This window comes from Thalassospira sp. MCCC 1A01428, assembly GCF_002115825.1.
Lineage (GTDB): Bacteria > Pseudomonadota > Alphaproteobacteria > Rhodospirillales > Thalassospiraceae > Thalassospira.
Genome location: NZ_JFJZ01000016.1, coordinates 1 through 23,550, shown reverse-complemented (window position 1 = coordinate 23,550; position 23,550 = coordinate 1). Strand labels below are relative to the sequence as shown.

Annotated in this window: 20 protein-coding genes and 2 tRNA genes; 6 read left to right on the top strand and 16 right to left on the bottom strand. The window is 53.2% G+C overall.

The window, feature by feature from the left end:
• Positions 1-89 precede the first annotated feature (89 nt).
• From murA to THS27_RS13630, 3 genes are all read right to left on the bottom strand, one after another.
• Positions 90-1,376, bottom strand: a complete 1,287-nt coding sequence (murA, locus tag THS27_RS13640) for a UDP-N-acetylglucosamine 1-carboxyvinyltransferase (protein WP_085591762.1) — start codon at positions 1,374-1,376, stop codon at positions 90-92.
• Between the two features lie 61 nt (positions 1,377-1,437).
• Positions 1,438-1,992: a dCTP deaminase gene (dcd, locus tag THS27_RS13635; protein ID WP_085591760.1), complete on the bottom strand. Its 555-nt coding sequence runs from the start codon at positions 1,990-1,992 to the stop codon at positions 1,438-1,440.
• Between the two features lie 168 nt (positions 1,993-2,160).
• A complete protein-coding gene (locus THS27_RS13630) occupies positions 2,161-2,361 on the bottom strand; it encodes a hypothetical protein (RefSeq protein WP_085591758.1) in 201 nt (66 codons plus the stop codon).
• 173 nt (positions 2,362-2,534) lie between these two features.
• Here THS27_RS13630 and THS27_RS13625 point away from each other — a divergent pair.
• From THS27_RS13625 to THS27_RS13615, 3 genes are all read left to right on the top strand, one after another.
• Positions 2,535-2,609 (top strand) — tRNA-Thr (locus THS27_RS13625).
• Between the two features lie 25 nt (positions 2,610-2,634).
• Positions 2,635-2,709, top strand: a tRNA-Thr gene (locus tag THS27_RS13620).
• Positions 2,710-2,949: 240 nt separating this feature from the next.
• Positions 2,950-3,798, top strand: a complete 849-nt coding sequence (locus tag THS27_RS13615) for a hypothetical protein (protein ID WP_085591757.1) — start codon at positions 2,950-2,952, stop codon at positions 3,796-3,798.
• 89 nt (positions 3,799-3,887) lie between these two features.
• Here THS27_RS13615 and THS27_RS13610 read toward each other — a convergent pair whose 3' ends face one another.
• Positions 3,888-4,919 (bottom strand): NAD-dependent epimerase, encoded by a 1,032-nt coding sequence (locus THS27_RS13610; protein WP_085591755.1) that lies wholly within the window; start codon positions 4,917-4,919, stop codon positions 3,888-3,890.
• A gap of 263 nt (positions 4,920-5,182) precedes the next feature.
• Between THS27_RS13610 and THS27_RS13605 the strand changes: the two genes are divergently transcribed.
• Together THS27_RS13605 and THS27_RS13600 are read left to right on the top strand one after the other, a co-directional pair.
• Positions 5,183-6,064, top strand: a complete 882-nt coding sequence (locus tag THS27_RS13605; RefSeq protein WP_085591753.1) for a putative metalloprotease CJM1_0395 family protein — start codon at positions 5,183-5,185, stop codon at positions 6,062-6,064.
• A 310-nt stretch (positions 6,065-6,374) separates the two neighbouring features.
• Positions 6,375-7,028, top strand: coding sequence for a response regulator transcription factor (locus THS27_RS13600; RefSeq protein ID WP_085591879.1), 654 nt, complete (start codon positions 6,375-6,377; stop codon positions 7,026-7,028).
• Positions 7,029-7,252: 224 nt separating this feature from the next.
• Here THS27_RS13600 and THS27_RS13595 read toward each other — a convergent pair whose 3' ends face one another.
• The 8 genes from THS27_RS13595 to THS27_RS13560 all read right to left on the bottom strand — a co-directional run bounded on the left by THS27_RS13595 (position 7,253) and on the right by THS27_RS13560 (position 15,487).
• Entirely contained in the window at positions 7,253-9,223 is a 1,971-nt protein-coding gene (locus tag THS27_RS13595) for a response regulator (RefSeq protein ID WP_085591751.1), read from the bottom strand.
• A gap of 361 nt (positions 9,224-9,584) precedes the next feature.
• Positions 9,585-10,592, bottom strand: coding sequence for an MDR family oxidoreductase (locus tag THS27_RS13590; protein WP_085591749.1), 1,008 nt, complete (start codon positions 10,590-10,592; stop codon positions 9,585-9,587).
• A gap of 234 nt (positions 10,593-10,826) precedes the next feature.
• Positions 10,827-11,006, bottom strand: coding sequence for a YkvA family protein (locus tag THS27_RS13585; protein ID WP_246832959.1), 180 nt, complete (start codon positions 11,004-11,006; stop codon positions 10,827-10,829).
• Between the two features lie 143 nt (positions 11,007-11,149).
• Positions 11,150-11,437, bottom strand: coding sequence for a hypothetical protein (locus tag THS27_RS13580; RefSeq protein ID WP_085591746.1), 288 nt, complete (start codon positions 11,435-11,437; stop codon positions 11,150-11,152).
• A 221-nt stretch (positions 11,438-11,658) separates the two neighbouring features.
• Positions 11,659-12,696, bottom strand: coding sequence for a glycosyltransferase family 4 protein (locus tag THS27_RS13575; protein WP_085591744.1), 1,038 nt, complete (start codon positions 12,694-12,696; stop codon positions 11,659-11,661).
• Between the two features lie 4 nt (positions 12,697-12,700).
• Positions 12,701-13,495: a glycosyltransferase family 2 protein gene (locus THS27_RS13570; protein ID WP_085591742.1), complete on the bottom strand. Its 795-nt coding sequence runs from the start codon at positions 13,493-13,495 to the stop codon at positions 12,701-12,703.
• A 4-nt stretch (positions 13,496-13,499) separates the two neighbouring features.
• On the bottom strand, positions 13,500-14,450 hold the full coding sequence (locus THS27_RS13565) for a glycosyltransferase family 9 protein (RefSeq protein WP_085591740.1): 951 nt from the start codon (positions 14,448-14,450) through the stop codon (positions 13,500-13,502).
• Positions 14,451-14,452: 2 nt separating this feature from the next.
• A complete protein-coding gene (locus THS27_RS13560; protein ID WP_246832958.1) occupies positions 14,453-15,487 on the bottom strand; it encodes a glycosyltransferase in 1,035 nt (344 codons plus the stop codon).
• Between the two features lie 203 nt (positions 15,488-15,690).
• On the opposite strand from THS27_RS13560, the gene THS27_RS13555 reads away from it, so the two are divergent.
• Positions 15,691-16,593 carry a folate-binding protein YgfZ gene (locus tag THS27_RS13555; RefSeq protein WP_085591737.1) on the top strand — a complete coding sequence of 301 codons (903 nt, stop codon included), beginning with the start codon at positions 15,691-15,693 and terminating at the stop codon, positions 16,591-16,593.
• 71 nt (positions 16,594-16,664) lie between these two features.
• On the opposite strand, the gene THS27_RS13550 is transcribed toward THS27_RS13555, so the two are convergent.
• The 4 genes from THS27_RS13550 to THS27_RS13530 all read right to left on the bottom strand — a co-directional run bounded on the left by THS27_RS13550 (position 16,665) and on the right by THS27_RS13530 (position 23,267).
• Positions 16,665-17,189 (bottom strand): hypothetical protein, encoded by a 525-nt coding sequence (locus THS27_RS13550; RefSeq protein ID WP_085591735.1) that lies wholly within the window; start codon positions 17,187-17,189, stop codon positions 16,665-16,667.
• A gap of 409 nt (positions 17,190-17,598) precedes the next feature.
• Positions 17,599-20,262: a pyruvate, phosphate dikinase gene (gene ppdK / locus THS27_RS13540; protein WP_085591732.1), complete on the bottom strand. Its 2,664-nt coding sequence runs from the start codon at positions 20,260-20,262 to the stop codon at positions 17,599-17,601.
• A 47-nt stretch (positions 20,263-20,309) separates the two neighbouring features.
• Positions 20,310-22,373 (bottom strand): glycine--tRNA ligase subunit beta, encoded by a 2,064-nt coding sequence (gene glyS, locus THS27_RS13535; RefSeq protein WP_085591730.1) that lies wholly within the window; start codon positions 22,371-22,373, stop codon positions 20,310-20,312.
• A 3-nt stretch (positions 22,374-22,376) separates the two neighbouring features.
• Positions 22,377-23,267: a glycine--tRNA ligase subunit alpha gene (locus tag THS27_RS13530; RefSeq protein ID WP_085591728.1), complete on the bottom strand. Its 891-nt coding sequence runs from the start codon at positions 23,265-23,267 to the stop codon at positions 22,377-22,379.
• Between the last annotated feature and the right edge of the window lie 283 nt (positions 23,268-23,550).

The following is a 23,550-nucleotide window of genomic DNA, read 5'->3' as shown; positions in this document are numbered from 1 at the left end:
TTATCTTGTCATATCCCGAACCGGGCCGGGCGAAATTACATATCGTTCCCACCCCGCAACCCGGGGCGGGTATCACATTTACGGGAAAATTATTCGCTTACCCGTTCAATTTTGGCCCCGCAGGCCGCCAGTTTTTCTTCCAGCCGTTCATAACCACGGTCCAGATGATAAACACGGTTAATCACTGTTTCGCCCTCGGCGGCCAAACCGGCCAAAACCATTGAAACCGACGCACGAAGGTCGGTTGCCATCACTTCGGCACCTGAAAGTTTGGCACTGCCACGCACAATGGCCGAACGGCCATGCACATTAATGTCCGATCCCATACGGCTTAGTTCGGGGACATGCATGAAACGGTTTTCAAAAATGGTTTCCGTAATCATCGATGCACCATTGGCGACCGTCATCAAAGCCATAAACTGGGCCTGCATATCGGTCGGAAAACCGGGATAGGGTTCGGTCATCACATCAACCCCTTTCAGGGTCGCACGATTACCGCGCACGATCATGCCGTCTTCGGTTTCGGTAACTTCAATACCGGCCTCGCGCAGGGCATCAATCAACGAACTGACCAGCGCAATCCGCGTCCCCACCAGTTCAATCTCGCCGCCGGTAATGGCGGCAGCAATGGCATAGGTGCCGGTTTCGATGCGGTCGGGCACCACCGAATATTCCGCGCCGTGCAGCCGCGGCTTACCGGTAACTTTCAGGGTATCGGTGCCAATACCTTCAATTTCGGCCCCCATCGCCACCAGGCAATGAGCCAGATCGGCAACTTCGGGTTCGCGTGCTGCATTGGCAATGGTCGTGACACCATCGGCCAGTGATGCCGCCATAATGGCATTTTCAGTCGCACCAACCGAAACCTGCGGAAACAAAATATGCCCGCCCTTAAGGCCACCGGGCGCACGCGCCTCGATATAGCCCTCGGTCAAATGAATTTCGGCCCCCATGGCTTCAAGTGCCTTTAAATGCAAATCAACCGGTCGGTTGCCAATGGCACAGCCACCGGGCAGCGAAACACGGGCAATGCCACACCGTGCCACCAACGGCCCCAACACCAGCACCGATGCGCGCATTTTGCGCACCAGATCATAAGGAGCGGTTGTCGAGGCGATTTCCTTTGCCTGCATATCCAGCACCCGGCCGGTATGCCCGCCATTGGGTGCATTACCGTTCATATGCAGGGCAACCCCGTGCTGGCCTAACAATTTCGCCATCGATGTAATGTCATCAAGATGGGGCAAATTGCTAAGGGTCAGGGTTTCGTCAGTTAACAGGGCTGCAGCCATCAGCGGCAGCGCCGCATTTTTGGCCCCGCCAATTGCGATTTTGCCCTGCAGACGACGACCACCGGAAATCTTGATTTTGTCCATTCAATCCTCGTTAAACCGCACAATGGTGCGGCATATATATTTTCAGGAGTGCGCCCCGGTCTTAAAGACGCGGCAGGGTCACACCTTTTTGGCCCATATATTTCCCGGCGCGGTCGGCATATGACGTGTCACATTCTGCCTCGGCCTTTAGAAAAATAAACTGACACGCCCCTTCATTGGCATAGATCCGTGCCGGAAGCGGGGTGGTATTTGAAAATTCCAGCGTCACATGCCCTTCCCATTCGGGTTCAAGCGGCGTGACATTGACGATAATGCCACAACGGGCATAGGTCGATTTTCCCAGACAAATCACCAGTGTGTCGCGCGGAATACGGAAATATTCCACCGTGCGCGCCAGGGCAAAACTGTTGGGCGGAATCACACAAACATCGGTTTTGCGATTCACAAATCCCTGATCGGAAAACTCCTTGGGATCGACAATTGCCGAATCGACATTGGTGAAAATCTTGAATTCATCGGCAACACGCGCGTCATAGCCATAGGAACTAACCCCGTAGGAAATGACACCATCGCGCTTGATACCATCGACAAATGGCTCAATCATGCCATTTTCTCGTGCCATCTGGCGTATCCAGTGATCCGGCCTTACCGACATATCCTCACCTCCGCCAAAAACATTACAATCGTCACCAAGGTTTTACCCGCCCCGGCCCTGCAAGATCAACCAGACGATGCCAACAAAGCGGCCTTTGCCTGCATTTTTATGCCGATCAGCCCCTACACATAACACACAAGCCGTTAATCAGGCGTTTGGGCCATGTTTTCAGGCCTTGTCATTTCCCGCATCCGGGGCTTCGTCCGTTGAAACATTATCGGCTGTGTCAGCAATATCGTCCGACTCATCATCCTTACGCCCGCGTTGCTGTTGCTTGCGTCGAGCAAGATTGGCCCGCAGGGCTTCTGCTTCACGTTTCAGACGTTGCGGCGAGGCAACGGGCTTGGCCTGTTTTTTCTTTTCACTCATGGTCACTTCTGATGTTTGAATTTCTCTGAAACAAGCAGGTCAATCCGCGCGAAACATACACGATAAGGTGGCAAAATCACGGCTATCACCCTGCCGATTTAAAAGGTGCATATTTCGGGCTTGACCAGACGCTAGGCAGTAGCCTATAACCCGCCCGCACCGCAAGGGTTCTTGCTGCCGTAGCTCAGGGGTAGAGCACTCCCTTGGTAAGGGAGAGGTCGAGAGTTCAAATCTCTCCGGCAGCACCATTTGCCCGAAATCGGCCTGTTACAGGCTGCCGTAGCTCAGGGGTAGAGCACTCCCTTGGTAAGGGAGAGGTCGAGAGTTCAAATCTCTCCGGCAGCACCATTTTCCAGACATTGCTGATCTTCAAAAAACATTTGACCCTGGCTTTAACAGTCAACCGGGTTTTATGCTGCGTGCCTTCCGGCAGCTTTTTCCTACACTTTTGGTCGGGCCGGTAATTTCGCCCCTCCCTTTTGTGGCCTTTGCCCTGTTTTACCCCACACCAACACGCGCAAAGCACTGCAAAACCGGCATATTCTTTGCTTGTTCCTATCAGTTTCACTGTTTGGGAAAGGCAGGATCATGTCAGGGATCGAATCTGCAACCAGTGCCTATTATGCCACCACACAATCCGGTAGCGGGGCCGGTGCCACATCGGGCAATGATGACAGCTTTGCTGACAATTTTGATTTCAGCGAGGCAATGTATTCAGACCCGGCGATGCGTCCCTATCTGGAAAAATATTACGAAAAAGCTTATGCCCCGATGCGCGAGCGGATCGCTGCGATGCGCGACAGCGATTATGAACCTGTCACCGTGACAGGGCCGGACGGATCAACCGCAACCGAGCTTTCCGCCGATCAATATGAAAGAATGATTCCCGGCTTTGACAAATGGCTGGAACTCCAGCAGCAATTTTCGCCGTTTGATTTCGAGCAACAACAGGCTGCGATGCTGGAACATGCCAAGCAATCGGTGGCGACACTCGAAGCAAGAAGTCCTGATTCACCATCTGACGTGCGGGTGGTCTTTTCCAATGGCGACCAGATTTTGGGTTACATGGATGAAGCAGGCGGTGTTGCATCCCATAGCGGTGGGCATGCCTTACAAAGCGTCGTCCAAAAGGCCAATGAATTAGGGCTGCGCGGCCAGGCCCGCGAAGATTACATCACCCGTGAAGGCACCAAAGCCCTGTCCGGGCAATATCCGAACTTGACCGTGAACCACTATAGCGACGAAACCGCCCCAACCCGGCGCGAATTTTCGCAAAAATGGTATCCAAACCACGATATTGACCAGAACTATGCCACGGCCCTCGCCGACGCACGCGAACATCTGTCCCAACAACAAAGCCAGTATGACCGTATGCAGTCCAACATGCGTGACATGCAGACTTTTCTGCTCGGCCTGATGGAGCAAAATGCGGCTTAAATTTACCGGCCAAAACCGCTTTAAAACACATCAGGCACGATTGCCTTATGTGCAATCGTGCCTGAAAGCCATTTAACCGGATTAAACCGTTACCCGTAAAATTTGCGATACCATTCGACAAAATTGCCAATGCCGGTTTCAATCGATGTTTCGGGTTTGAAACCCACCGCATCAATCAGGGCATCGACATCGGCATAGGTGGCGGGCACATCACCCGGCTGCATTGGCAACAGATTTTTTTGGGCTTTCTGGCCCAGTTTATCTTCCAGCGTTTCAATCATGTGCATCAGCTCTACCGGGCTGTTATTGCCGATATTAAACACCCGATACGGGGCGGAGCTGCTGGCCGGGTCCGGGTTGGCCGGGTTCCAGTTCGGGTTCGGCTGGGCGATGGTGGAAATGCAGCGATAAACGCCTTCGACGATATCATCGATATAGGTGAAATCGCGGCGCATTTTGCCTTCGTTAAACACATCAATCGGCCGGCCTTCAAGGATGGCCTTGGTAAACAGAAACAGTGCCATGTCCGGGCGGCCCCACGGGCCATATACGGTGAAAAACCGCAAACCCGTTGTCGGCAAACGATAAAGATGGCTATAGGTATGGGCCATCAATTCGTTGGCTTTTTTCGATGCAGCATACAGGCTGATCGGATGATCAACATTGTGATGCACGGAAAAAGGCATTTCCGTATTCATGCCATAGACCGAACTGCTTGAGGCATAAACCAGATGCTTCACACCATTGTGGCGGCAGCCTTCAAGAATATTGGTAAAACCAACCAGATTGGCATCAATATAGGCATGGGGGTTGGTCAGCGAATAACGCACCCCGGCCTGTGCGGCCAGATTCACAACATAGGTCGGCTTTTCAGTGGCAAACAAATCGGCGATACCGTCGCGATTTTCCAAATCCATGCGGACGAACCTGAAACCATCACGACCTTCCAGCCGGGCCAGGCGGGCTTCTTTCAACGTCACATCATAATAATCGTTAACATTGTCCAGCCCGATAACCTGCGCCCCCTGATCCAGCAGCTTGTGGCTAAGATGCGAGCCGATAAAGCCCGCGGCCCCGGTAACCAGCACAGTTTCATTGGCAGGAATAACAAACGACGTCATATGGATTGCCCTGTTCAAGCTGTTTTGCTGCGACCATCGCCCGCAGACCAATAACTTTACCCGTTTCACAGATGAGGGCGTATAGCATAAGCAAACGCCCCCGGAATGACCATGATCTAGCAGCGGACCATACAAGGTGCAAGCCTTTGCCCGGTGCACACATAGTGCGTTCTGTGTTCACCGTCACAAGACTCCCGGGCAAAAATGCGTTATGATTTCGCTGTTCAGTTTTTAAAACAACGCATGAAGGCTTTTAGACGGTCATGATCGGACCCGGTGGTGTGGTAACAAATGCGGCCAAAGGCAGTTTGGGAGTTATCCTGAATGTCCGCGAGATCGCACGCACGGCCAGTGGCGATATTCTGACTGAATATGAAGCAACCGAAATCCCGTCGCAAGGCAGTGGCAGCAGCAGTGGCACAGGTGCCTATGGTGGTATTGAAGCCAAACGAACCCGGCTGGTCGATGCCAGCAATCTGACGGCGGCACAGGCCCGTGAAGGCGGCATTTCAACAGCCGAATATCAGGAAGCCCGCGACGCGGCGACCCAAAAGGGGGCGGGCGCAGCCAATGACGCGGCAAAAACGCCTGCCGAAATGACAGACGCCGAACGAGCCGAACTTTCCCGCCTTCAGGCCCGGGATTCGGCAGTGAAGCAGGAAGAAAAGGGCCACGCCGCAGCCGCAGGGCAATATGCATCTGCCCCGCAATATCAATATGAAATCGGCCCGGATGGCAACGCTTATGCCGTTGGCGGCCATGTCGATGTCAGCATTGCCTCGCAAGGTGGCAGCGATACCAGGTCGGCCCTGGCAGCCTTGCAAAATGCGGCTCTGTCACCCAATGCCCCATCGGGGGCGGATATGGCAGCTTTTCGTCAGGCGACGATGTTGCTTGGAATGCAGGACCAGCAAAGTCCCCCCACATCCGACGCCAAGCCCGACATGGAACCAGCACAAATTGCCTTAAATACCAACAATACCCCGGCGTCGGCGCAATCCCTCGTTAATACGGCATTATCTGCATATGCGGCAGCAGGCCAGAAGCCGGATGCAGATGAAAACGAATCCCCCTTTGCCAGTTTGGCAGGCACGGCAGCGCAAGACCGTCAGCAACGCGGCAGTTTTTTCAACTCAAAAGCGTAACCCCAGCCAATCAAACGCATTTTAGGGTTTTAAATTGCGACTCCCCTATACCATTACATTATGCTGATGTTGAGGAAGCCGATTTTGTTTAGGATTGCATGCCACCCACCCGTATAATCATGCTAACACCGTAATCTTCATCCGTTTGACAGCGGTTCGGTTTTATTTAATTCTACGGCCACACTTAGTGAAAGTGTGGTTTGGGAAAATGTACAATATCGCGCTGCAATGCACTTTTCCCGGTGCGGCAGCGCCAGATGTGTGAATGTAATGTATGTTCACACGTCAAAGAAAGAATATGGCAAATAACATGAACATCCTGCTTGCGGACGACCACGATCTTGTCAGGGATGGCATCACGTCATTTCTGCAAACTGCGGCACCAGATGTAACAGTTGCCCAGGCGAAGGATTTCGCCGAAGCACTGGCAATTGTAAATGGTGAACGATCAATCGATTTGACCATCCTTGACTTGAACATGCCTGGCATGAACGGGCTTTCGGGCCTGACTGTTATGCGTCAGAAATACCCGGATGTTCCGGTGGTCATCCTTTCAGGGTCGGTTAAACGCAGCGATGTCTTGAACGCACTGGAACATGGCGCATCGGGTTATCTGCCCAAAACATTGTCTGGTAAATCGCTGATCAATGCCTTGCGACTGGTTTTGTCGGGCGAAAAATACATTCCGTCGGCTCTGCTTGAAGATGACGGCGGCACCATCCGCCCCGGCGAGATTGACCTTGACGGCCTTGAACCTGATAACCCCCTGCGTCAGTTGACCAACCGCGAACGCGAAGTTCTGGCATTGTTGACCAAGGGCCTGTCAAACAAGGAAATCGCCAAACAGCTTAGTGTGCGGGAAATTACCGTTAAGGTGCATTTGACCGGCATTTTCAAAAAGCTGGGCGCGGCAAACCGGACCCAGGCGGTTAAAATTGCCATGCAGTTAGGCTGGGAAGCCTGATCATCACAAGCTATCGGCAAGTTTTGGTACTCGCTTAACCTGTCGTACCTTACTTGCCCCCTGACCGGTTCGACATAACAGGCGCCTTTGTGCGCCTGTTTGTATGTCCGGCCCTGGCCAGGTTGATCTTTTCAAAATCAACTTAATTCAGTCCTGCCTGCCCATCAGCTGCCATACAGGTTCTTGTCTGGCGGGGCCTCAATGCGACAATTTAAAATCGCCCCTCAGCCACCAATATCAAGTGCCAGTACCAGTTCATCAATAATCGCGTGCAATTCCTTAAGGTCCAATGGCTTGGCCATAACCATGACCGGCGCATCCTCGCTGGTATCATGCGGCATTTCGGCATCCCCCGGGTGCCCCGTCATCACAATAACCGGGATCATCGGGTTGCGCTCGCGAATGGACCGGATCAACTGGTTTCCATCCATCTGGGGCATCCGAATATCGGTAATTAAAATATCCGGGGCAATAATACCGGCAATGGCCAGGGCATCTTCGCCGTCATTGGCCGCACTAACCGCGTATCCCTGCCCTTCGAGATAGGCCGATATAATTTCCATCGCATCGATTTCGTCATCCACGACCATAATGCGAATATTGCTGCGCCGTAAAATCTGGTCCGGGTCTTTGTGGTATTTTTCACGCGCGGTTGCGTCAACATCAACCGCAGCCGGTGCTGCAATTTTCTGGCCGATATTTACCGCCGGCAAAATAATTTCAAAACAGGCGCCATCGCCTTCGTTCCGGGCTTCAATTTCACCGCCCATGCCTTCGACAATGCCATAACTCACCGAAAGCCCAAGGCCCGTGCCCTTACCCACATCCTTGGTGGTGAAAAAAGGATGAAAAATCAAATCAATGGCGTGTTGAGGGATACCTCCCCCATTATCATTAACCGCAATGCGTAAAAGCTCGTTTTCCTCATCCACCGTGGCGGTCACCCGGATCAAACCATCAATATTGCCCAGATCCTCGTGACTTTCGACAATGGCATCGCGCGAATTGGTCAGCATATTGACCAAAACCTGTTCAAGCTGCACCAGCCGCCCTGACACCTGACAGGGGATGGGCGATATCACCACATCCACATTAATTCCGGCCAGGTGGCAATCATGCTCCACCATGTTTACAGCCCGCTCAATGGCCTGCATCGGCTCAAACAATTCGAAATCGTCTTCATCCGGGCGGCTATAAACCCGCAAATGGCGAATAATTTCAGCCATGCGTTCGGTTTGCCCGCTAATCAGGTTCAGCTTTTCGCGTTGAAACGCAGGGGAAACGCCGTCCATGTCATATTGCAATGCACAGGTATCAGCCGCCATACGAATAACATTCAATGGCTGGTTCATCTCGTGGGCAACGGATGCTGCCATTTCACCCAGGGTCGCCAGTTTTGATGTTTGCACCAGCTGGCGTTCAATTTTGCGTTTTTCCGTCACATCCTCGGCCACGATCAACATCGCCGGGTCGCCTTCGTGGGTAAAGGCGATGGCCGAAACTTCCAGTTCCACCGTCACGCCATCGCCACGACGGCACAAAATCACAAAATCTGCCCGGCCATTATACCCGCGCGCATAACGCTCGATATGTTCCTCGGCAATTTCGCGGCTATCAGGCAACAGCAATTCAAAAATGCTTTTACCAATCAGGGCGTCGGTATCTTCCACCCCTAAAATGGTAAGTCCTTGCTGATTGACATAGGAAATACGATCCCCCGTCAGAACCGCAATCAGTTCCGGGGCCAGTTCCACCAGCTTGCGATAACGCTCTTCACTTTCCTTAAGGGCCTGTTCCGAGCGCGAACGCTCGATCGCATACCGAATAGAACGGCGGATCATTCGGCCATCGGGAAATTCCTTGGTCAGGTAATCTTCGGCACCATGCTGAAGGGCATCAAATGCCAGTTCTTCGTCTTTATGTCCGGTTAAAACGACAATCGGCACGCGGCTATCTGCGTCACGGATGCGGCTAATGGTTTGCACCCCCGATGAATCGGGCAATGTCAAATCCAGCAAAACCACATCGAACCGCGGGTCTGTTCGCTGGCGCGATAACAGTTCCAACGCGCTGGCCAAATTAATCCGATGTTCAATGTCAAAGGTTTCGCCGGCTTCTTCCAGCAAGGTTTTCACCAGAAATGCATCACCGGGATTATCCTCGACCAGCAATATGCGAAAACGGTTCTCGTTCATCTGTTCTGGCACCCAACCAACGAATATGCACAACCGGCACCCCGGTTTGCCAATAACAAAAGACCTGCCCGGTCAAACCGGCGGCAGGCCATATTAATTCATTTTAATTTTCTTGCCACAAAAGACAACTCAACCCAACCGGGTAGAACCACACATACAACAACACCATCGTCAAAAATCCACGACCCGGTTTCGGGTTTATTCACCCCCAAAACACCCCGGATATCGATGATCGGACCAGATCATGTTTCCGCACGATCCTGTGCGGAAACAACAATATTGATCATGGCATTAAGTCTGCCTGGCGGATGGAGCCCCAACGGATGCGATAAAACTTCCAGCCGGCCATTATCCCTCAACCCTAGCAGGCTTTAACATCAATCACCAGACGCCCGCGCACTTCGCCTTTCAGGATTTTTTCGCCGTAAGGTAGAATATCGGCCAGTGCTACGATCTGTGTGGCTTCGGTTAACCGCTCCTTTGGCAGGTCGGTTACCAGTCGCTGCCATGCACGTACCCGCTTTTCATAGGGGCACAGAACCGAATCAATCCCGATCAGGCGAACACCGCGTAATAAAAACGGAATAACGGTGGCAGGCAAATCCGCCCCCCCGGCCAAGCCACATGCAGCGACAGCCCCATGATATTTCATTTCAGCCAATATATGTGCCAATGTTGTGCTGCCAACACTGTCAATCGCGCCCTGCCAGCGTTCGCTTAACAATGGACGCGAAGACGGCTCTGCCAGTTCGGCACGATCAACAACACCACTGGCACCCAGATGTTTTAAATAATCGCTATTTTCCGGTCGCCCGGTCGAAGCCACAACCCGGTATCCCAAATGGGCAAGAATGGAAATTGCAACCGAGCCAACACCTCCTGCTGCACCGGTTACCAGTATTTCGCCATCCAGTTGTGGTGAAATACCCTGTTCTTCAAGGGCCATGACCGCCAGCATCGATGTAAAGCCAGCTGTGCCAATTGCCATTGCCTGTGCTGTGGTCAATCCCTCGGGTAACGGCACCAGCCAGTCGGCCTTGACCCGCGCCATTTGCGCATAACCACCCCAATGGCTTTCACCGACCCGCCATCCCGTCAGAATCACCTGGTCACCTGCTGAATATCGATCATCGGACGATTCAACAACTTCACCGGCAAAATCCACTCCTGGAACATGCGGATACTGACGCACCAACCGACCCAATCCGTTAAGGATCATGCCGTCCTTATAATTCAGGGTGCTGTGGGAAACACGGATCAGAACCTCACCCTCAGGCAAGTCATTAACCGATAATGTTCGAAATTCCGGGGTGACTTTTTTGCCGTCATCTGACGCATTTAACATCAATGCACGAAAATCGCTGCTCATTGTCGCCTCCCGGAATGAATAACCAATCGGGCAAGGTAGGAAGCATGAACAAGGTTTGTCAAACACGAACCCCGTCAATACGACTTGTTACTAAGACACCGATGAAACCGGCACAACAGATGCAACCCGCACCGCGATTCCGTCGCACATATGCGGTAAAATGATAAAATTTGAAAATCAGACGGGTAAAGAATGGATATTGCGAGGGTAAAGCACGCTTAACGTCACGAAAGATTAGTCTTTTTTCATGTCGTTTTGAACAACAGGTGGCAAAACCCGCCAGGAAAACCAGCCCAGCAACGGCACAATCACCAAATCGTCAATCCAGCCCGCACCGACAATAAAATCCGGTATCAAATCAACAGGACTGACCAGATAAACCAACCCGGCCAATAACAGGGCTTTGCTACGCATCGGCACATCCCGACGCACCAACCCTTTAATCAGATTTGGAACAATTGCTAATCCGCTTCGCGCCAAAATCGGCCCCTGTTGTTAAACCTGATCTGGCAAAACACCACCACAAAACCGCGAACCAGGCTTTCTGCACGGATCTTTTATTTAACCTGAAAATCGGCCTTCACAAGATCTGACGACATTGACAGGGCCGTTTCTGTGCCATCCTGCTGCGCACGGCGTACCACCATCATCTCACAACCTGCAAGACACGCCTGCGTCGAACTTCTGTGCAGCTTGTCAAAGTTATACATGCTAACGCCGCTGGCGCGTGCCATTGACGGTGCCAAATTCGGGTCTTGCATCATATTGCTGGCTGCCAGCAGGGAAACAGTAGCGGCAAAAACCAGAATGCCGCCCAAGGCGAAATGCTCTATCCACGACATCATTGTATCCTCCGGCCACGTTCTTTAACAAAACATTACCAGATAAACATTTGGGAATTAGAAAGGTTCCCAAACAGATGCCACATAGGTTTTATTTTAAAAACAACACCCTGGATCGCAATACCGACGTCTATACAATCATATCCCTACGGATAAGAATGCATTATTTTCCCGGAAAAAATCTATACGACATACCTTCATCACCTTCCTTTGGTGACACATTCCTATTTGGGAATAAGGTTGATAAAAGCCTGCGCCGCATCTTCCCAGCCCCAATTGCGCTGCCGTGACAGGGCGGCCTTATGCTGCTGCAACCACAAACTGTCATCATTCAAAAGTTCTGCGGTCCGTGCCGCAAAAATATCGTCCGTACTGGCAACAAACCCTGTTTCACCATCGACGATACGCTCCGCAACGCAGCCAACATCCTGAATAACACAAGGAATGCCCATTGCCTGCGCTTCGCCCAGGGCCAGGCAAAATGTTTCGCCCACGTCTCCGCGATAAGGCATCACACGTGCGGCCTGCATTTCATCAAGCAACCGGGCCTTTGGCACCGGGCCGCGCAACACAACACCGCGATCCGCCAAAGTTGCCGCATGGTCCAGAATTTTCTTCATCACCATTGCCTTGCGGTCGCCCGCGGCACCATATGTTTGTGGCCCGGCAAACACGTGCAATTCCGCATCGGGTGCCAGCGGGTGAATTTTTTCTGCCCACAAATCCACCAGCCAATCAAGTGATCGCAAAGGGTTGGATGTGAAGATTGCCCGTTTGGGGCGTATGTCGTCCGTCACGTCGGCATGAAGAAACCGGTTTTCGATACCGCACGGTATGATCACTTTTTCACCAGACGGCACCCACCCGGGCATTGTTGCCATATGATGCTGTCCTGAAAAAACAATTGTCGGGCGCTTAACCAGAAGGCGGCGAAAAAAACGCCATTTTTTTAGAAATCCGGCCGGGTTATGAATCCAGAAAACCGTCCGTCGCGCCCCTGGCATTCTGGTAATCAGCTTGTCGCCACGATTGGCGATATACAAATCTGCCGTTGCCGGAAAATCATGGTCCAGCGGCTGCCAGTTGACACCATTACGATGATGTGGCGCATCGCATCGATTACATATTGTCACGTCATGGCCAAGGGTCGCCATGCTTTCGGCCAGTGAAATAACCGCTGTTTCTGCCCCGCCAAGTGCCTTTTGATCCAGCGTATAGGCGTCGAACTTTATGCCGTCATCGGCCAGTACAATTTTCGCCATGTCGTTAGTTGTCCTCGTACCTGGCCTTAAGATAGGAAATCATGGGAAACAGTGCGGCGCAAATCGCCACCAAAAACCCCATTCCCCCTTCCCTGTATCCTTTGCGTCGGACATAACATTTAAAAAACCGCGAAAACATACGGCGCAAATTATTTGAAAAACTGCCGATATTTCCACTCTCTCGCAAATCGGCGGCACGGGCTGTGCTATAACTGTCTAGCCGGCGAATCATATCGGAAATATTGCGATCAACGTAATGACGCACCCGATATTTCAACTCGAAGCCTTTGCGACCCTGGAATTTAACGGCCGGATGAACCCGTTGAGGCCCCCAATGTTTCGCCCCCCGGCGAAACAACCCGGCATAGCCCGGCTTGCCAAAGGACGCGCCCCAGCCATATCGCACCAAACGATCCCCGATATAATTATCTACCAGCAACTGGTGATAATCATAGTTGGTAGTGGCAATTACCTGACGAATTTCATCGGCCAGTTCCGCCGAAACATGTTCGTCGGCATCCACTTCCAATATCCAGTCACCGCTGGCCTGGGCCAGGGCAAAATTGCGCCGTTCACCTTCGATATGCCAGCTTCCGGCAAATGTCTTTGCCCCGGCATCAATGGCAATCTGTTCGGTTTGATCATTGCATTTATCGCAAACAACAATGATTTCATCGACAAAAGCAACATGCGTCAAACACGATGCCAGCCGGTCTTCCTCGTTATGGGCGACAATAACGGCGGACAATTTTACCGCTGGGGTAGAAATACCGGTTTTGACAGCTTCGGTCTGTACCATGCAATCAGCCCCTTTCCCGGCGCAGCAGTTCGGATGCAGCGGAAATAACCTTTTCAACAGCCAGGTCGTACATTTCGCTATCCCGGGCCCGATAATTCGCTGTTGACCATATTTCGTCGTAACTGCGATCTGTGCTTACATAAGCCGTCATTTCGCCAAACGGGCCATAATTTTCCACCCGCGACGGCCCAAACAGGCCCAATGTTGGTACGGCTGCCGCGGCGGCCATATGCATCAAACCGGAATCATTGCCGACATACAAACTGGCGCGCGACAAACAGGCCTGTACGGTTAACAACGAATGTTCACCAAACAAAACCGTTCTTTCCGTTTCTGCCACACACTCAATCACCGGCATAGCCGCCTCACGTTCGTTCGGGGCCCCGGCAATCAGCACATGTGCATTGGGCAACACCCCATCGGGTGCACGTAGTTGTTTCACCAGGTCAACAAACCGCTCAACCGGCCACATTTTGCCCGGCCAGTTGGCCGTCGGCCCAATCGCAAGAACCGGGTGGGGTGCCGCTGGCAACAGGGTGTTTGCCTTGGCAATATTATCCGGTCCTACCCAGATATGCGGCTTTAACGGCGGTGTAACACCAATCAACCGTCCCAGTTGTTCGACCCGATGAATGCTGTCATCGTTGCCTGAAAGAACAATGCGTTTACGCCCGGGCAAGACAAATGCCGTGGCACTGCCGCGCAAATCGATAATCACGTCCCACCAGGTCGTCACCACCGATTTCCATAAACGCCACCAATGCCCGCCGCGTTTTTGCTTGGGCATTGTAATAACACGTTCCAGGTTGGGCACGGCTTCAAATATCGGGGCGGCAACCGGGCCACAGGCCACGGTAATGCGTAATTCGGGGCGGGTTTCAACAAAGTAACGCAAAACCGATGTGGAAAGCACCGCATCGCCCAGCCGGTTTGACGTAATGAACAGCAAACGCACGATTAGATCTTCTCCAGATCAGCGGCAACATTTAGCCATTCGCGCCGCCCGTTTCGCGCCGCTTCCGATTGTGTTGCGAAAAACGCATCATCGCCCAGCATTTGCGCCACCAGGTTACCATAGGCCGCATCATCGGGCACGATATAGCCATTGCGACCATTCTCAATCCGCGCTTCGGCAACCCCGCCAAAGGACACAACCGGTGTCCCGGCAGCCAGGGCATCACATAGCCAGGTACCCGCATGGTCCCGTGTGGTTTTTGTTGTGCCGTGGTGCATAAACACCCGCGCCGTGGCAATTTTTTCTGCCATTTCATTTTCGGCCAGCGGCATGCACACCCGAACACCGTCAGATAATGCATCGCGCACCAAACTCACCAGCACATCGGGCACCGGGCTATCCAGACCGGCCAGTGCATTGGACAGGGCGGCTGAATATATTTCAAACCGGGCGTTAGCCGGTTTAACGGGCATTTCTTCACACCACACGCGGATCAACTGGTCGATGCCATCTTTCCAGCCCGCCACACTGATCGCCAGCGGCTCACGGGTATCCACCGCGATATGATCATTCCCTGCTGCAACAAACGCCGGACACGCCCCCGGTGCAATCATGCGCGGGATAAAACCCAGATCATTATGATAATGCTCGCGCTGGCGGGGGTCGGTAAAAACCAGTCGGGCAAGGCTGCTCAGCAATGCCATGCGGGCGTCGTTCTGGTCCAGTCGCAACACATCACCGTCATACCACAACCAGCGCAGCCCATCCTCGGCCACGGGGCGTTCATCAAGCAATAACGGATCGCGCCATGCCAAAATCCGGTCTGGCAACGCATCGCCAAAGGCAGGTGCGCTATCATCAAGTCGGCCCCAGCGAACGCCATTATGTGTAACATATGCGCCGCTGCTGCGCCGTGCGACCACATCATGGCCACGCGCAACAAAGGCTTCTGCCAGGGCAATAAAGCCTCTTTGGCGCGCCCCAAGCGGGCGTGCGGTAATATCGTCGGGTTCAAACCCGATAGAACGATCAAGCATTAATATTTTCATAGCTGGGTTTTATCGCGTTGTTTCGGGTTAATGAAGGGTTTTCTATAAAGGCACGGTTAAGGTGATACGCCCCAATCAAGTTTTTGACCTGTCAGAATAGCAGACCCGCAAAACACCTCGGACCTTGCTAAACCATCGCACTTGCCCCACATTCCGGCAATGAATTCCGACATTACGGAGCCACCCTGGAAATGAGCGAAACTTTATACACCCCCCTGCCCAATCGCGCCGTGATCCGCGTTAGTGGTGCAGACCGCATCGATTTTTTACAAGGGCTTGTTTCAAACAACGTCGAAAAAATCAGCCCGGATCACTCGGGCTATGGGGCTTTGCTAACCCCGCAGGGTAAATTCCTGTTTGATTTTTTCATGTATCATCAGGATGACAACAGCTTGCTGATCGACGGCGAAGGCGGGGATCGCGCTGAAAACCTTTTTAAAAAACTGCGCATGTATAAATTACGCGCCAAGGTCGAACTAACAGACGTTAGTGCCGAATACGACGTGTTTGCGGTTTTTGGCGACAACGCCCTGGCATCCCTTTCCCTGCCGCAACAATCGGGCGCGACGGCGCCCTTTGGCAATGGCATCAAAGCCGTTGATCCGCGTCTGGCGGCTATGGGCGCACGGGTATTGTTACCACACGGCGAAGAATCCACTCTGGCAGGCATCGGCGCAACCCAAAGCACGCCAGACGCCTATCACGCGTTGCGCGTCCGCCTGGGCCTGCCCAATGGCAGCGAGGAGCTTGAGGTCGACAAAGCCATTCTACTGGAAAACGGGTTCGAGGAGTTGAACGGCGTTGATTTCAAGAAAGGCTGCTATATGGGCCAGGAATTAACCGCACGAACCAAATATCGCGGACTGGTGCGCAAACGCCTGCTGCCCATCGAAATTGACGGCCCCACACCGGAAATTGGCAGCATCATCATGAATGATGACCGCGAAGCAGGCACCATCAAAAGCATCCACGGCACGGCCGGGCTGGCGATGATCCGCCTCGAACGCATTTCAGACGATGCCAGCTTAAAAGCCGGGGATGCAACCATCACCGTCAAAGTACCCGATTGGGTCCAGTTGCCCGCCGCTGAATAAGCAATGGTTACGTAATTACGATTTATCCCCCGAATGACATATTCGGGGGATTTTGCGTTTAAAACGATAATTTATGCCGCTGCAATATCAAGGGACGCCGCATCCAAATCCCCTAGTGCCAGTCGGGCATTTAATCGTTGCGCCCCTTGTCCCGCCGCGAACCATGGCTTTGCATGATCAATATCGAAGCGTGCACCGGGTTTTTCCGTTAGCTGTTGCGTAAGAACGCCAAATATTTCCGTGACGCGATAAAGCCCGTGCGTTACCGGCTGTGGCATCGGGCGTTTTTGTAAAGACTGGCGTTTAATTTGCAGCCGCCCGGCCACATCGGCCAAGCTTACCAGATCAGGGCGAACTTCACGCAACCATGAACCTGCTGGCAAGTGCGGCAATATTGCACGCGCGGCCTGGCGAATGACAGTTTCGGCGTCCTCGCCCTCGCATTCCAGCGAAGCGGCTAAAAGTCCAGGCTGCCCTGTTCCAATTACGGCGTCGTCAAAGCCTGCGGCATAGATGCAATCAGCAAGAGCAAACGCATCATGCGTGCTGCCTTCAGGAAGGGAAAAAACAAGATCAAATTCAAACAATTCCATCATCTTTTTCCTTTTCATCTCGCAGGTAAATACAGCTCAAAGCCTTGTTTTCAAGTTTCGCCGCGTGGCTTGCGGGGTTTTGCGGTGTAGAGGAAATTGACATCTGACAGAACTCACCACACCGGCAATCTCGATCATTATTAGGGCATCGTAAAAGACCCCACGCATGTCCGCTGCTATGGCGAACTTCAACAACCCAACCAATGGATTCCAGATGTGACAAAACCTTTTCCACATCTTTCTTAGGATGTCGTTTCCTGCTCACACTGATACTCCCCGCCAAAGAAGTTGTCAAACGACAACTTCTCCAAAGCAAAACCTGAAATCGAAAAATGCCCGCCCCGATCCCTTATAAGGATCAAGGCGGGCATCAATCAATACAGTCGTCAAAGCGAACCATACCGGCGGGGCGTTATTTCTTCAAAGCGGCCTGTGCTGCGGCCAATCGCGCGATTGGCACCCGGTAAGGCGAGCAGGAAACATAATCAAGGCCCTGTGCTTCACAGAACGCAATTGATGACGGGTCGCCGCCATGTTCGCCGCAAATGCCCAGTTTGATGTCAGCCCGGGTTTTGCGGCCGCGTTCTGCCGCCAGCGCAATCAACTCGCCCACCCCTTCCTGATCAAGCGATACAAACGGGTCGCCTGCGAAAATGTCCTTGGCGATATAAGTATCAAGGAAGCGCGAAGCATCGTCACGCGACAAACCAAAGGTGGTTTGGGTCAAATCGTTGGTGCCAAAGCTGAAAAATTCGGCTTCCTCGGCAATATCGCCAGCACGAAGGGCCGCACGCGGCAATTCGATCATGGTGCCAACCAGATAAGTCAGTTTCGCCGATTGTTCGGTTTCGACTTCACCGGCAACCTTAATAATCGCGGCCTTCAGGATTTCGAGCTCCTTTTTGCCAACCACCAGCGGAATCATGATTTCGGGAATAACAGGATCACCCCCATCCTTTGAAACCTCGATTGCAGCTTCAAAAATAGCGCGAGCCTGCATTTCATAGATTTCAGGATAGCTAATCCCAAGGCGGCATCCACGATGACCCAGCATCGGGTTTGCTTCGGCCAGATCCAGCAACCGGCGGCGAACAATGCTTTCCGATACGTCCGCAGCCTTGGCGACCTCCGCAATTTCATTGTCGCCATGCGGCAAAAATTCATGAAGGGGCGGGTCGAGCAACCGAATGGTAACCGGCAGGCCCTTCATGATGCGAAACAGGTCGATAAAGTCCTGACGCTGATAAGGCAGAAGTTTGGCCAGCGCGGTGCGACGCCCGGCTTCGGTTTCCGCCAAAATCATTTCGCGCATAGAAATAATACGCGCCGGATCAAAGAACATATGTTCGGTCCGACACAGGCCAATACCTTCAGCACCAAATCCGCGTGCGGTTTCGGCATCGTCCGGGGTTTCGGCATTGGTGCGGACTTTTAAGCGGCGCACATCATCGGCCCATTCCATCAATTGCGAAAAATCGCCTGACAGATCAGGTTTCAGAGTGGCAACCTCGCCCAGCATCACTTCGCCAGTGCCGCCATCAATGGTGATAACGTCGCCTTCTTTCAGCATTACCCCGCCGGCATTCATGGTGCCGCCGCGATAATCAATCTTGATCGCGCCTGCCCCGCAAACACAGGGTTTTCCCATACCGCGGGCAACAACGGCTGCATGGCTGGTCATGCCGCCGCGCGCGGTTAGAATGCCTTCAGCCGCGTGCATACCGGCAATATCTTCGGGGCTGGTTTCAATACGCACCAGCACAACCTTGCGGCCCTTGTTATGCGCCCAGTCTTCGGCGACCTCGGCGGAAAACACGATCTGGCCCGAAGCAGCGCCCGGCGATGCCGGAAGCCCCATGCCAATCACCTGCTTTTCCGCATCCGGGTCCAGCGTCGGGTGCAACATCTGGTCAAGCTGGGCCGGGTCAACGCGCATCAGGGCATCGTCACGGCTAATCACACCGTCCTGGCACATTTCAACGGCAATGCGCAAAGCAGCCTTGGCCGTCCGTTTGCCCGACCGGGTTTGCAGCATGTATAAACGGTTGGATTCCACCGTAAATTCCATGTCCTGCATATCGCGATAATGCGCTTCCAGCTTGTCGCGCACCGCCACCAGATCGGCAAAAACCGCCGGCATCGCTTCTTCCATCGACAGAAGGTCCGATCCCGATTCTTCACGTTCAATTTTGGTCAAAGGTGCCGGGGTGCGAATACCGGCAACCACATCTTCGCCCTGCGCATTGATCAGATATTCGCCGTAAAAACGGTTTTCCCCGGTCGAAGGATTGCGCGAGAAGCAAACACCGGTGGCGCATTCATCGCCCATATTGCCAAAGACCATCGCCTGAACATTCACCGCCGTGCCCCAGCTTGCGGGGATGTTGTGAAGACGGCGATAAGTATTGGCCCGCGCGTTCATCCAGCTGCCAAAAACGGCACCAATGGCACCCCACAACTGTTCACGCGGGTCTTGCGGAAACGGGCGGCCCAGTTCTTCGGCAACCTTGGCCTTGAAACCTTTGACAATATCCTGCCAGTCATCGGCCGACATTTCAGTATCAAGGACATAACCCTTGTCTTCCTTGTGGATCTCAAGGATCTCTTCAAAATTGTAATGATCGACACCCAAAACGACGTCGCCATACATCTGAATGAACCGACGATAGCTGTCATACGCAAAACGGCGATCCCCAGAGACCGCCGCCAAACCTTCTACCGTGTCATCATTGAGGCCCAGATTAAGAACCGTGTCCATCATGCCCGGCATCGAGGCACGCGCGCCCGAACGGACAGAAACCAGCAAGGGGTCGGCACTATTCCCAAATTTGCGCCCGACCAGGTTCTCAACCGCCTTTAAGGCGGTTTCAACTTCATCATTCAAATCCGCCGGATAATTACGGTCGTTGTCATAAAACGCCGTGCAAACCTCGGTTGTGATGGTAAATCCTGGTGGAACCGGAAGCCCGAGATTGGACATTTCGGCAAGGTTTGCCCCCTTGCCCCCCAACAATTCGCGCATATCCGAACGTCCCTCGGCGCTACCGCCACCGAAGCCGTACACCCATTTGGTCATCTTGCCTGTTCCTCATCTGGCATTGGTATTTCAGTCCGCAGCCTTATTCACGATTCGATCTTTGAAAAATCCGCAATGTCATGCAAAGCAGCACGGATCTGCGCAAGAAGCTTCAAACGGTTGGCCCGTTCATCGGCATTGTCGCTATTGACCGTTACTTTTTCAAAGAATGCGTCAACCGGTCCGCGTAACTCTGCAAAACCGGCCATCGCCGCGGCATAATTCTCGGCCCGCATCAGCGGCAAAGCCTTATGCCGGACGTCGATGAGCGCCTCATACAAACGGCGTTCCTCGTCTTGCGAAAGAAGCGCGACATCCACTGTCGCGTCATAGGAAACATTGTCCTTTTTCTCTTCGATCCGCAAAATATTGGAAGCCCGCTTATAGCCAGCCATAAGGTTGACGCCGCTTTCGCCCGATACAAAATCGGCAAGCGCGTCAACCCGGGCCAGCAGGCGTACAAGATCGTCCTCGCCATCCAGCGCAAATACGGCAGACACCAGATCATGGCGCACGCCCTGTTCACGCAGATGAACTTTCAAACGGTCAGCAAAGAAGGCAAGAAGTTCTTCAACTGCCGCATCCCGGCGAATAGACGCCGGGTATTGGGACACCGCATAGGCAAACAAACGCCGCAACGGTAAACGCAGGCCGTTCTCCAGCACCAGGCGAATAACGCCCAATGCCGCACGACGCAGCGCAAACGGGTCTTTCGACCCGGTAGGTTTTTCATCAATGGTAAAGAAACCCGCCAAAGTGTCGAGTTTCTCGGCCAACGCCACGGCCACCGAAACCGGGGCCGTCGGGCAGGTATCAGACGGACCGGCGGGGGCATAATGCTCGGCAATGGCCTGGGCCACTTCGGGTTTTTCGCCGTCATTTTCGGCGTAATATTTCCCCATCAGGCCCTGAAGCTCGGTAAATTCAAACACCATGTTTGACACCAGGTCCGCCTTGGCAATTTCTGCCGCGCGGTCTGCCAGCTTCACGTCACAATCGGGAATGGAGGACGACACTTCACGTGCCAGTCCACGCATGCGCAAAACACGTTCGGCAACCGTGCCCAATTTGGCATGGAACACAATGGTTTCAAGTTTGGGCAAACGGGATTCCAGCGTAACCTTGCGGTCCTGATCCCAGAAAAACTTGGCATCATGCAAACGGGCGCGCAAAACGCGTTCGTTCCCGGCAATGATTTGCGCATTGCGGTCCATCGTTAGCATATTGGAAATGGTAATAAAGCGGGCCGCCAGCTTGCCACTGCTATCTTCGAGAACAAAATATTTCTGGTGTTCGCGCATCGAGGTTTCCAGAACCTCGCGCGGGACATCCATAAAATGATCGTCAATTTTGCCCATGACCGGCACCGGCCATTCCACCAGCCCGCACACTTCATCAAGCAAGCCCTGATCATCGACCAGTTTTAGCCCCGCATCACTTGCCAGTTTTTCGCAACCTTCAGCAATCACACGTTTGCGTTGTTCGCGATCCAGCATCACCTTGGCAAAGTTCAGCTTGGCTTTGTATTCACTGGCATTTTTAACCGCGAAAACAGCCGGGGCCAAAAAACGATGGCCACTGGTCACATCGCCTGCCGTCACCACACCGTAGCTTGCCGGGATGACTTCGCCGTCAAACAGGCACAAAATGCGATCAAGCTGGCGCACCCAACGCACCTTGTGATCCGCCCAGCGCATGGATTTCGGCCAGGGCAGCTTGTTCATCGCATCTTCAATGATGTCTTTTAACACGACCGAGGCCGCACGCCCTTTCTGTTCGACAATTGCGAAAAGGAAAACACCTTTGGGCGTTTCGCGCTTTTCACACTGTTCCAGCGTCACGCCATTGCCTGCCAAAAAGCCGTTAATCGCCTTTTCCGGCGCATCGGCGCGCGGACCACGGCGCTCTTCGCGCAGGTCAGGCTGTTTATCGGGCAGGCCATCAATAATCAAAGTCAGACGACGCGGGGTGACCAGGCTTTCAACCTTATCGAAGCCAAGATCAGCAGCCTTCAAGCCATCGGTGACCAGTTTTTCAAGGTCAGCACTGGCACGGGCCTGCATCCGGGCCGGAATTTCTTCGGAAAACAGTTCAAGCAGTAATTCGGCCATGTCTTATGCCTCCTCTTTCAGATGTCCGCGCGAACGAAGCCACGCCTCGCAGCAGGATTTGGACATCTCGCGCACACGGCCGATATAAGCGGCACGTTCGGTAACAGAAATTACACCGCGCGCATCAAGCAGGTTAAAGATATGGCTGGCCTTCATCGCCTGCTCGTAAGCAGGCAGTGCCAATCCGCGTTCAATATTCACCAAACATTCCGCCTGGGCATCCTTGAAATGGCGGAACAGCATTTCGGTATTGGCAACCTCGAAATTATAGGTCGATTGTTCCTTTTCATTTTGCAGGAACACATCGCCATAGGAAACGCCATTGCCGTTGTAATCAAGGTCGTAAACATTTTCGACACCCTGAATATACATCGCCAGACGTTCCAGCCCATAGGTCAGCTCGACCGGGACCGGGTCACATTCAAACCCGCCGACCTGCTGAAAATAGGTAAACTGCGTGACTTCCATGCCATCGAGCCACACTTCCCAGCCCAGGCCCCAGGCGCCCAAAGTCGGGCTTTCCCAGTCGTCCTCGACAAAGCGGATGTCATGTTCCATCGGGTCGATCCCCAGATGCGCCAGCGACCCCAGATACAGATCCTGGGCATTGGGCGGCGAGGGCTTCATCAACACCTGAAACTGGTAATAATGCTGCAACCGGTTGGGATTTTCCCCATAGCGACCATCGGTCGGGCGGCGCGATGGCTGCACATAGGCAGCATTCCAGCTTTCCGGGCCTAACGCGCGCAAGGTGGTTGCGGTATGAAACGTACCGGCGCCAACTTCAAGGTCATAAGGCTGAAGAATGACACATCCCTGATCAGCCCAATAGCTTTGCAGACGAAGGATAATTTCCTGGAATGATGGAGGACGTTGCGACCCGTCAAGCGCCATTGCGCAAACTCTCTGTAAATGTTGGCGGTAAATTCAGAGCGGCAAGCTACCGTCCCACCCTGCCGCGGTCAAGCAGTCAAACCCGCAAACGGCAGCCAAATATCAGCTTTTGGCACCTGCCGGAATGTTTTACACCGCACCGCAACACAATTGTTTCACCATTTACCCGTCGTTTCCATGCAAATCTGCGCTCTCATACGAATGGCCTGCTTTGGGGCCGCCCCGTATGCGCGTCGAAAACGGCAGGACAAATTGCTTTTATAAACACCCAAAACAAAACCCC

Excerpts from the sequence above, each read along its gene's own strand:
- murA (WP_085591762.1), bottom strand. The coding sequence starts at position 1,376 with ATGGACAAAATCAAGATTTCCGGTGGTCGTCGTCTGCAGGGCAAAATC.
- dcd (WP_085591760.1), bottom strand. The coding sequence starts at position 1,992 with ATGTCGGTAAGGCCGGATCACTGGATACGCCAGATGGCACGAGAAAAT.
- THS27_RS13630 (WP_085591758.1), bottom strand. The coding sequence starts at position 2,361 with ATGAGTGAAAAGAAAAAACAGGCCAAGCCCGTTGCCTCGCCGCAACGT.
- THS27_RS13615 (WP_085591757.1), top strand. The coding sequence starts at position 2,950 with ATGTCAGGGATCGAATCTGCAACCAGTGCCTATTATGCCACCACACAA.
- THS27_RS13610 (WP_085591755.1), bottom strand. The coding sequence starts at position 4,919 with ATGACGTCGTTTGTTATTCCTGCCAATGAAACTGTGCTGGTTACCGGG.
- THS27_RS13605 (WP_085591753.1), top strand. The coding sequence starts at position 5,183 with ATGATCGGACCCGGTGGTGTGGTAACAAATGCGGCCAAAGGCAGTTTG.
- THS27_RS13600 (WP_085591879.1), top strand. The coding sequence starts at position 6,375 with ATGAACATCCTGCTTGCGGACGACCACGATCTTGTCAGGGATGGCATC.
- THS27_RS13595 (WP_085591751.1), bottom strand. The coding sequence starts at position 9,223 with ATGAACGAGAACCGTTTTCGCATATTGCTGGTCGAGGATAATCCCGGT.
- THS27_RS13590 (WP_085591749.1), bottom strand. The coding sequence starts at position 10,592 with ATGAGCAGCGATTTTCGTGCATTGATGTTAAATGCGTCAGATGACGGC.
- THS27_RS13585 (WP_246832959.1), bottom strand. The coding sequence starts at position 11,006 with ATGCGTAGCAAAGCCCTGTTATTGGCCGGGTTGGTTTATCTGGTCAGT.
- THS27_RS13580 (WP_085591746.1), bottom strand. The coding sequence starts at position 11,437 with ATGATGTCGTGGATAGAGCATTTCGCCTTGGGCGGCATTCTGGTTTTT.
- THS27_RS13575 (WP_085591744.1), bottom strand. The coding sequence starts at position 12,696 with ATGGCGAAAATTGTACTGGCCGATGACGGCATAAAGTTCGACGCCTAT.
- THS27_RS13570 (WP_085591742.1), bottom strand. The coding sequence starts at position 13,495 with ATGGTACAGACCGAAGCTGTCAAAACCGGTATTTCTACCCCAGCGGTA.
- THS27_RS13560 (WP_246832958.1), bottom strand. The coding sequence starts at position 15,487 with ATGCTTGATCGTTCTATCGGGTTTGAACCCGACGATATTACCGCACGC.
- THS27_RS13555 (WP_085591737.1), top strand. The coding sequence starts at position 15,691 with ATGAGCGAAACTTTATACACCCCCCTGCCCAATCGCGCCGTGATCCGC.
- THS27_RS13550 (WP_085591735.1), bottom strand. The coding sequence starts at position 17,189 with ATGATGGAATTGTTTGAATTTGATCTTGTTTTTTCCCTTCCTGAAGGC.
- ppdK (WP_085591732.1), bottom strand. The coding sequence starts at position 20,262 with ATGACCAAATGGGTGTACGGCTTCGGTGGCGGTAGCGCCGAGGGACGT.
- glyS (WP_085591730.1), bottom strand. The coding sequence starts at position 22,373 with ATGGCCGAATTACTGCTTGAACTGTTTTCCGAAGAAATTCCGGCCCGG.
- THS27_RS13530 (WP_085591728.1), bottom strand. The coding sequence starts at position 23,267 with ATGGCGCTTGACGGGTCGCAACGTCCTCCATCATTCCAGGAAATTATC.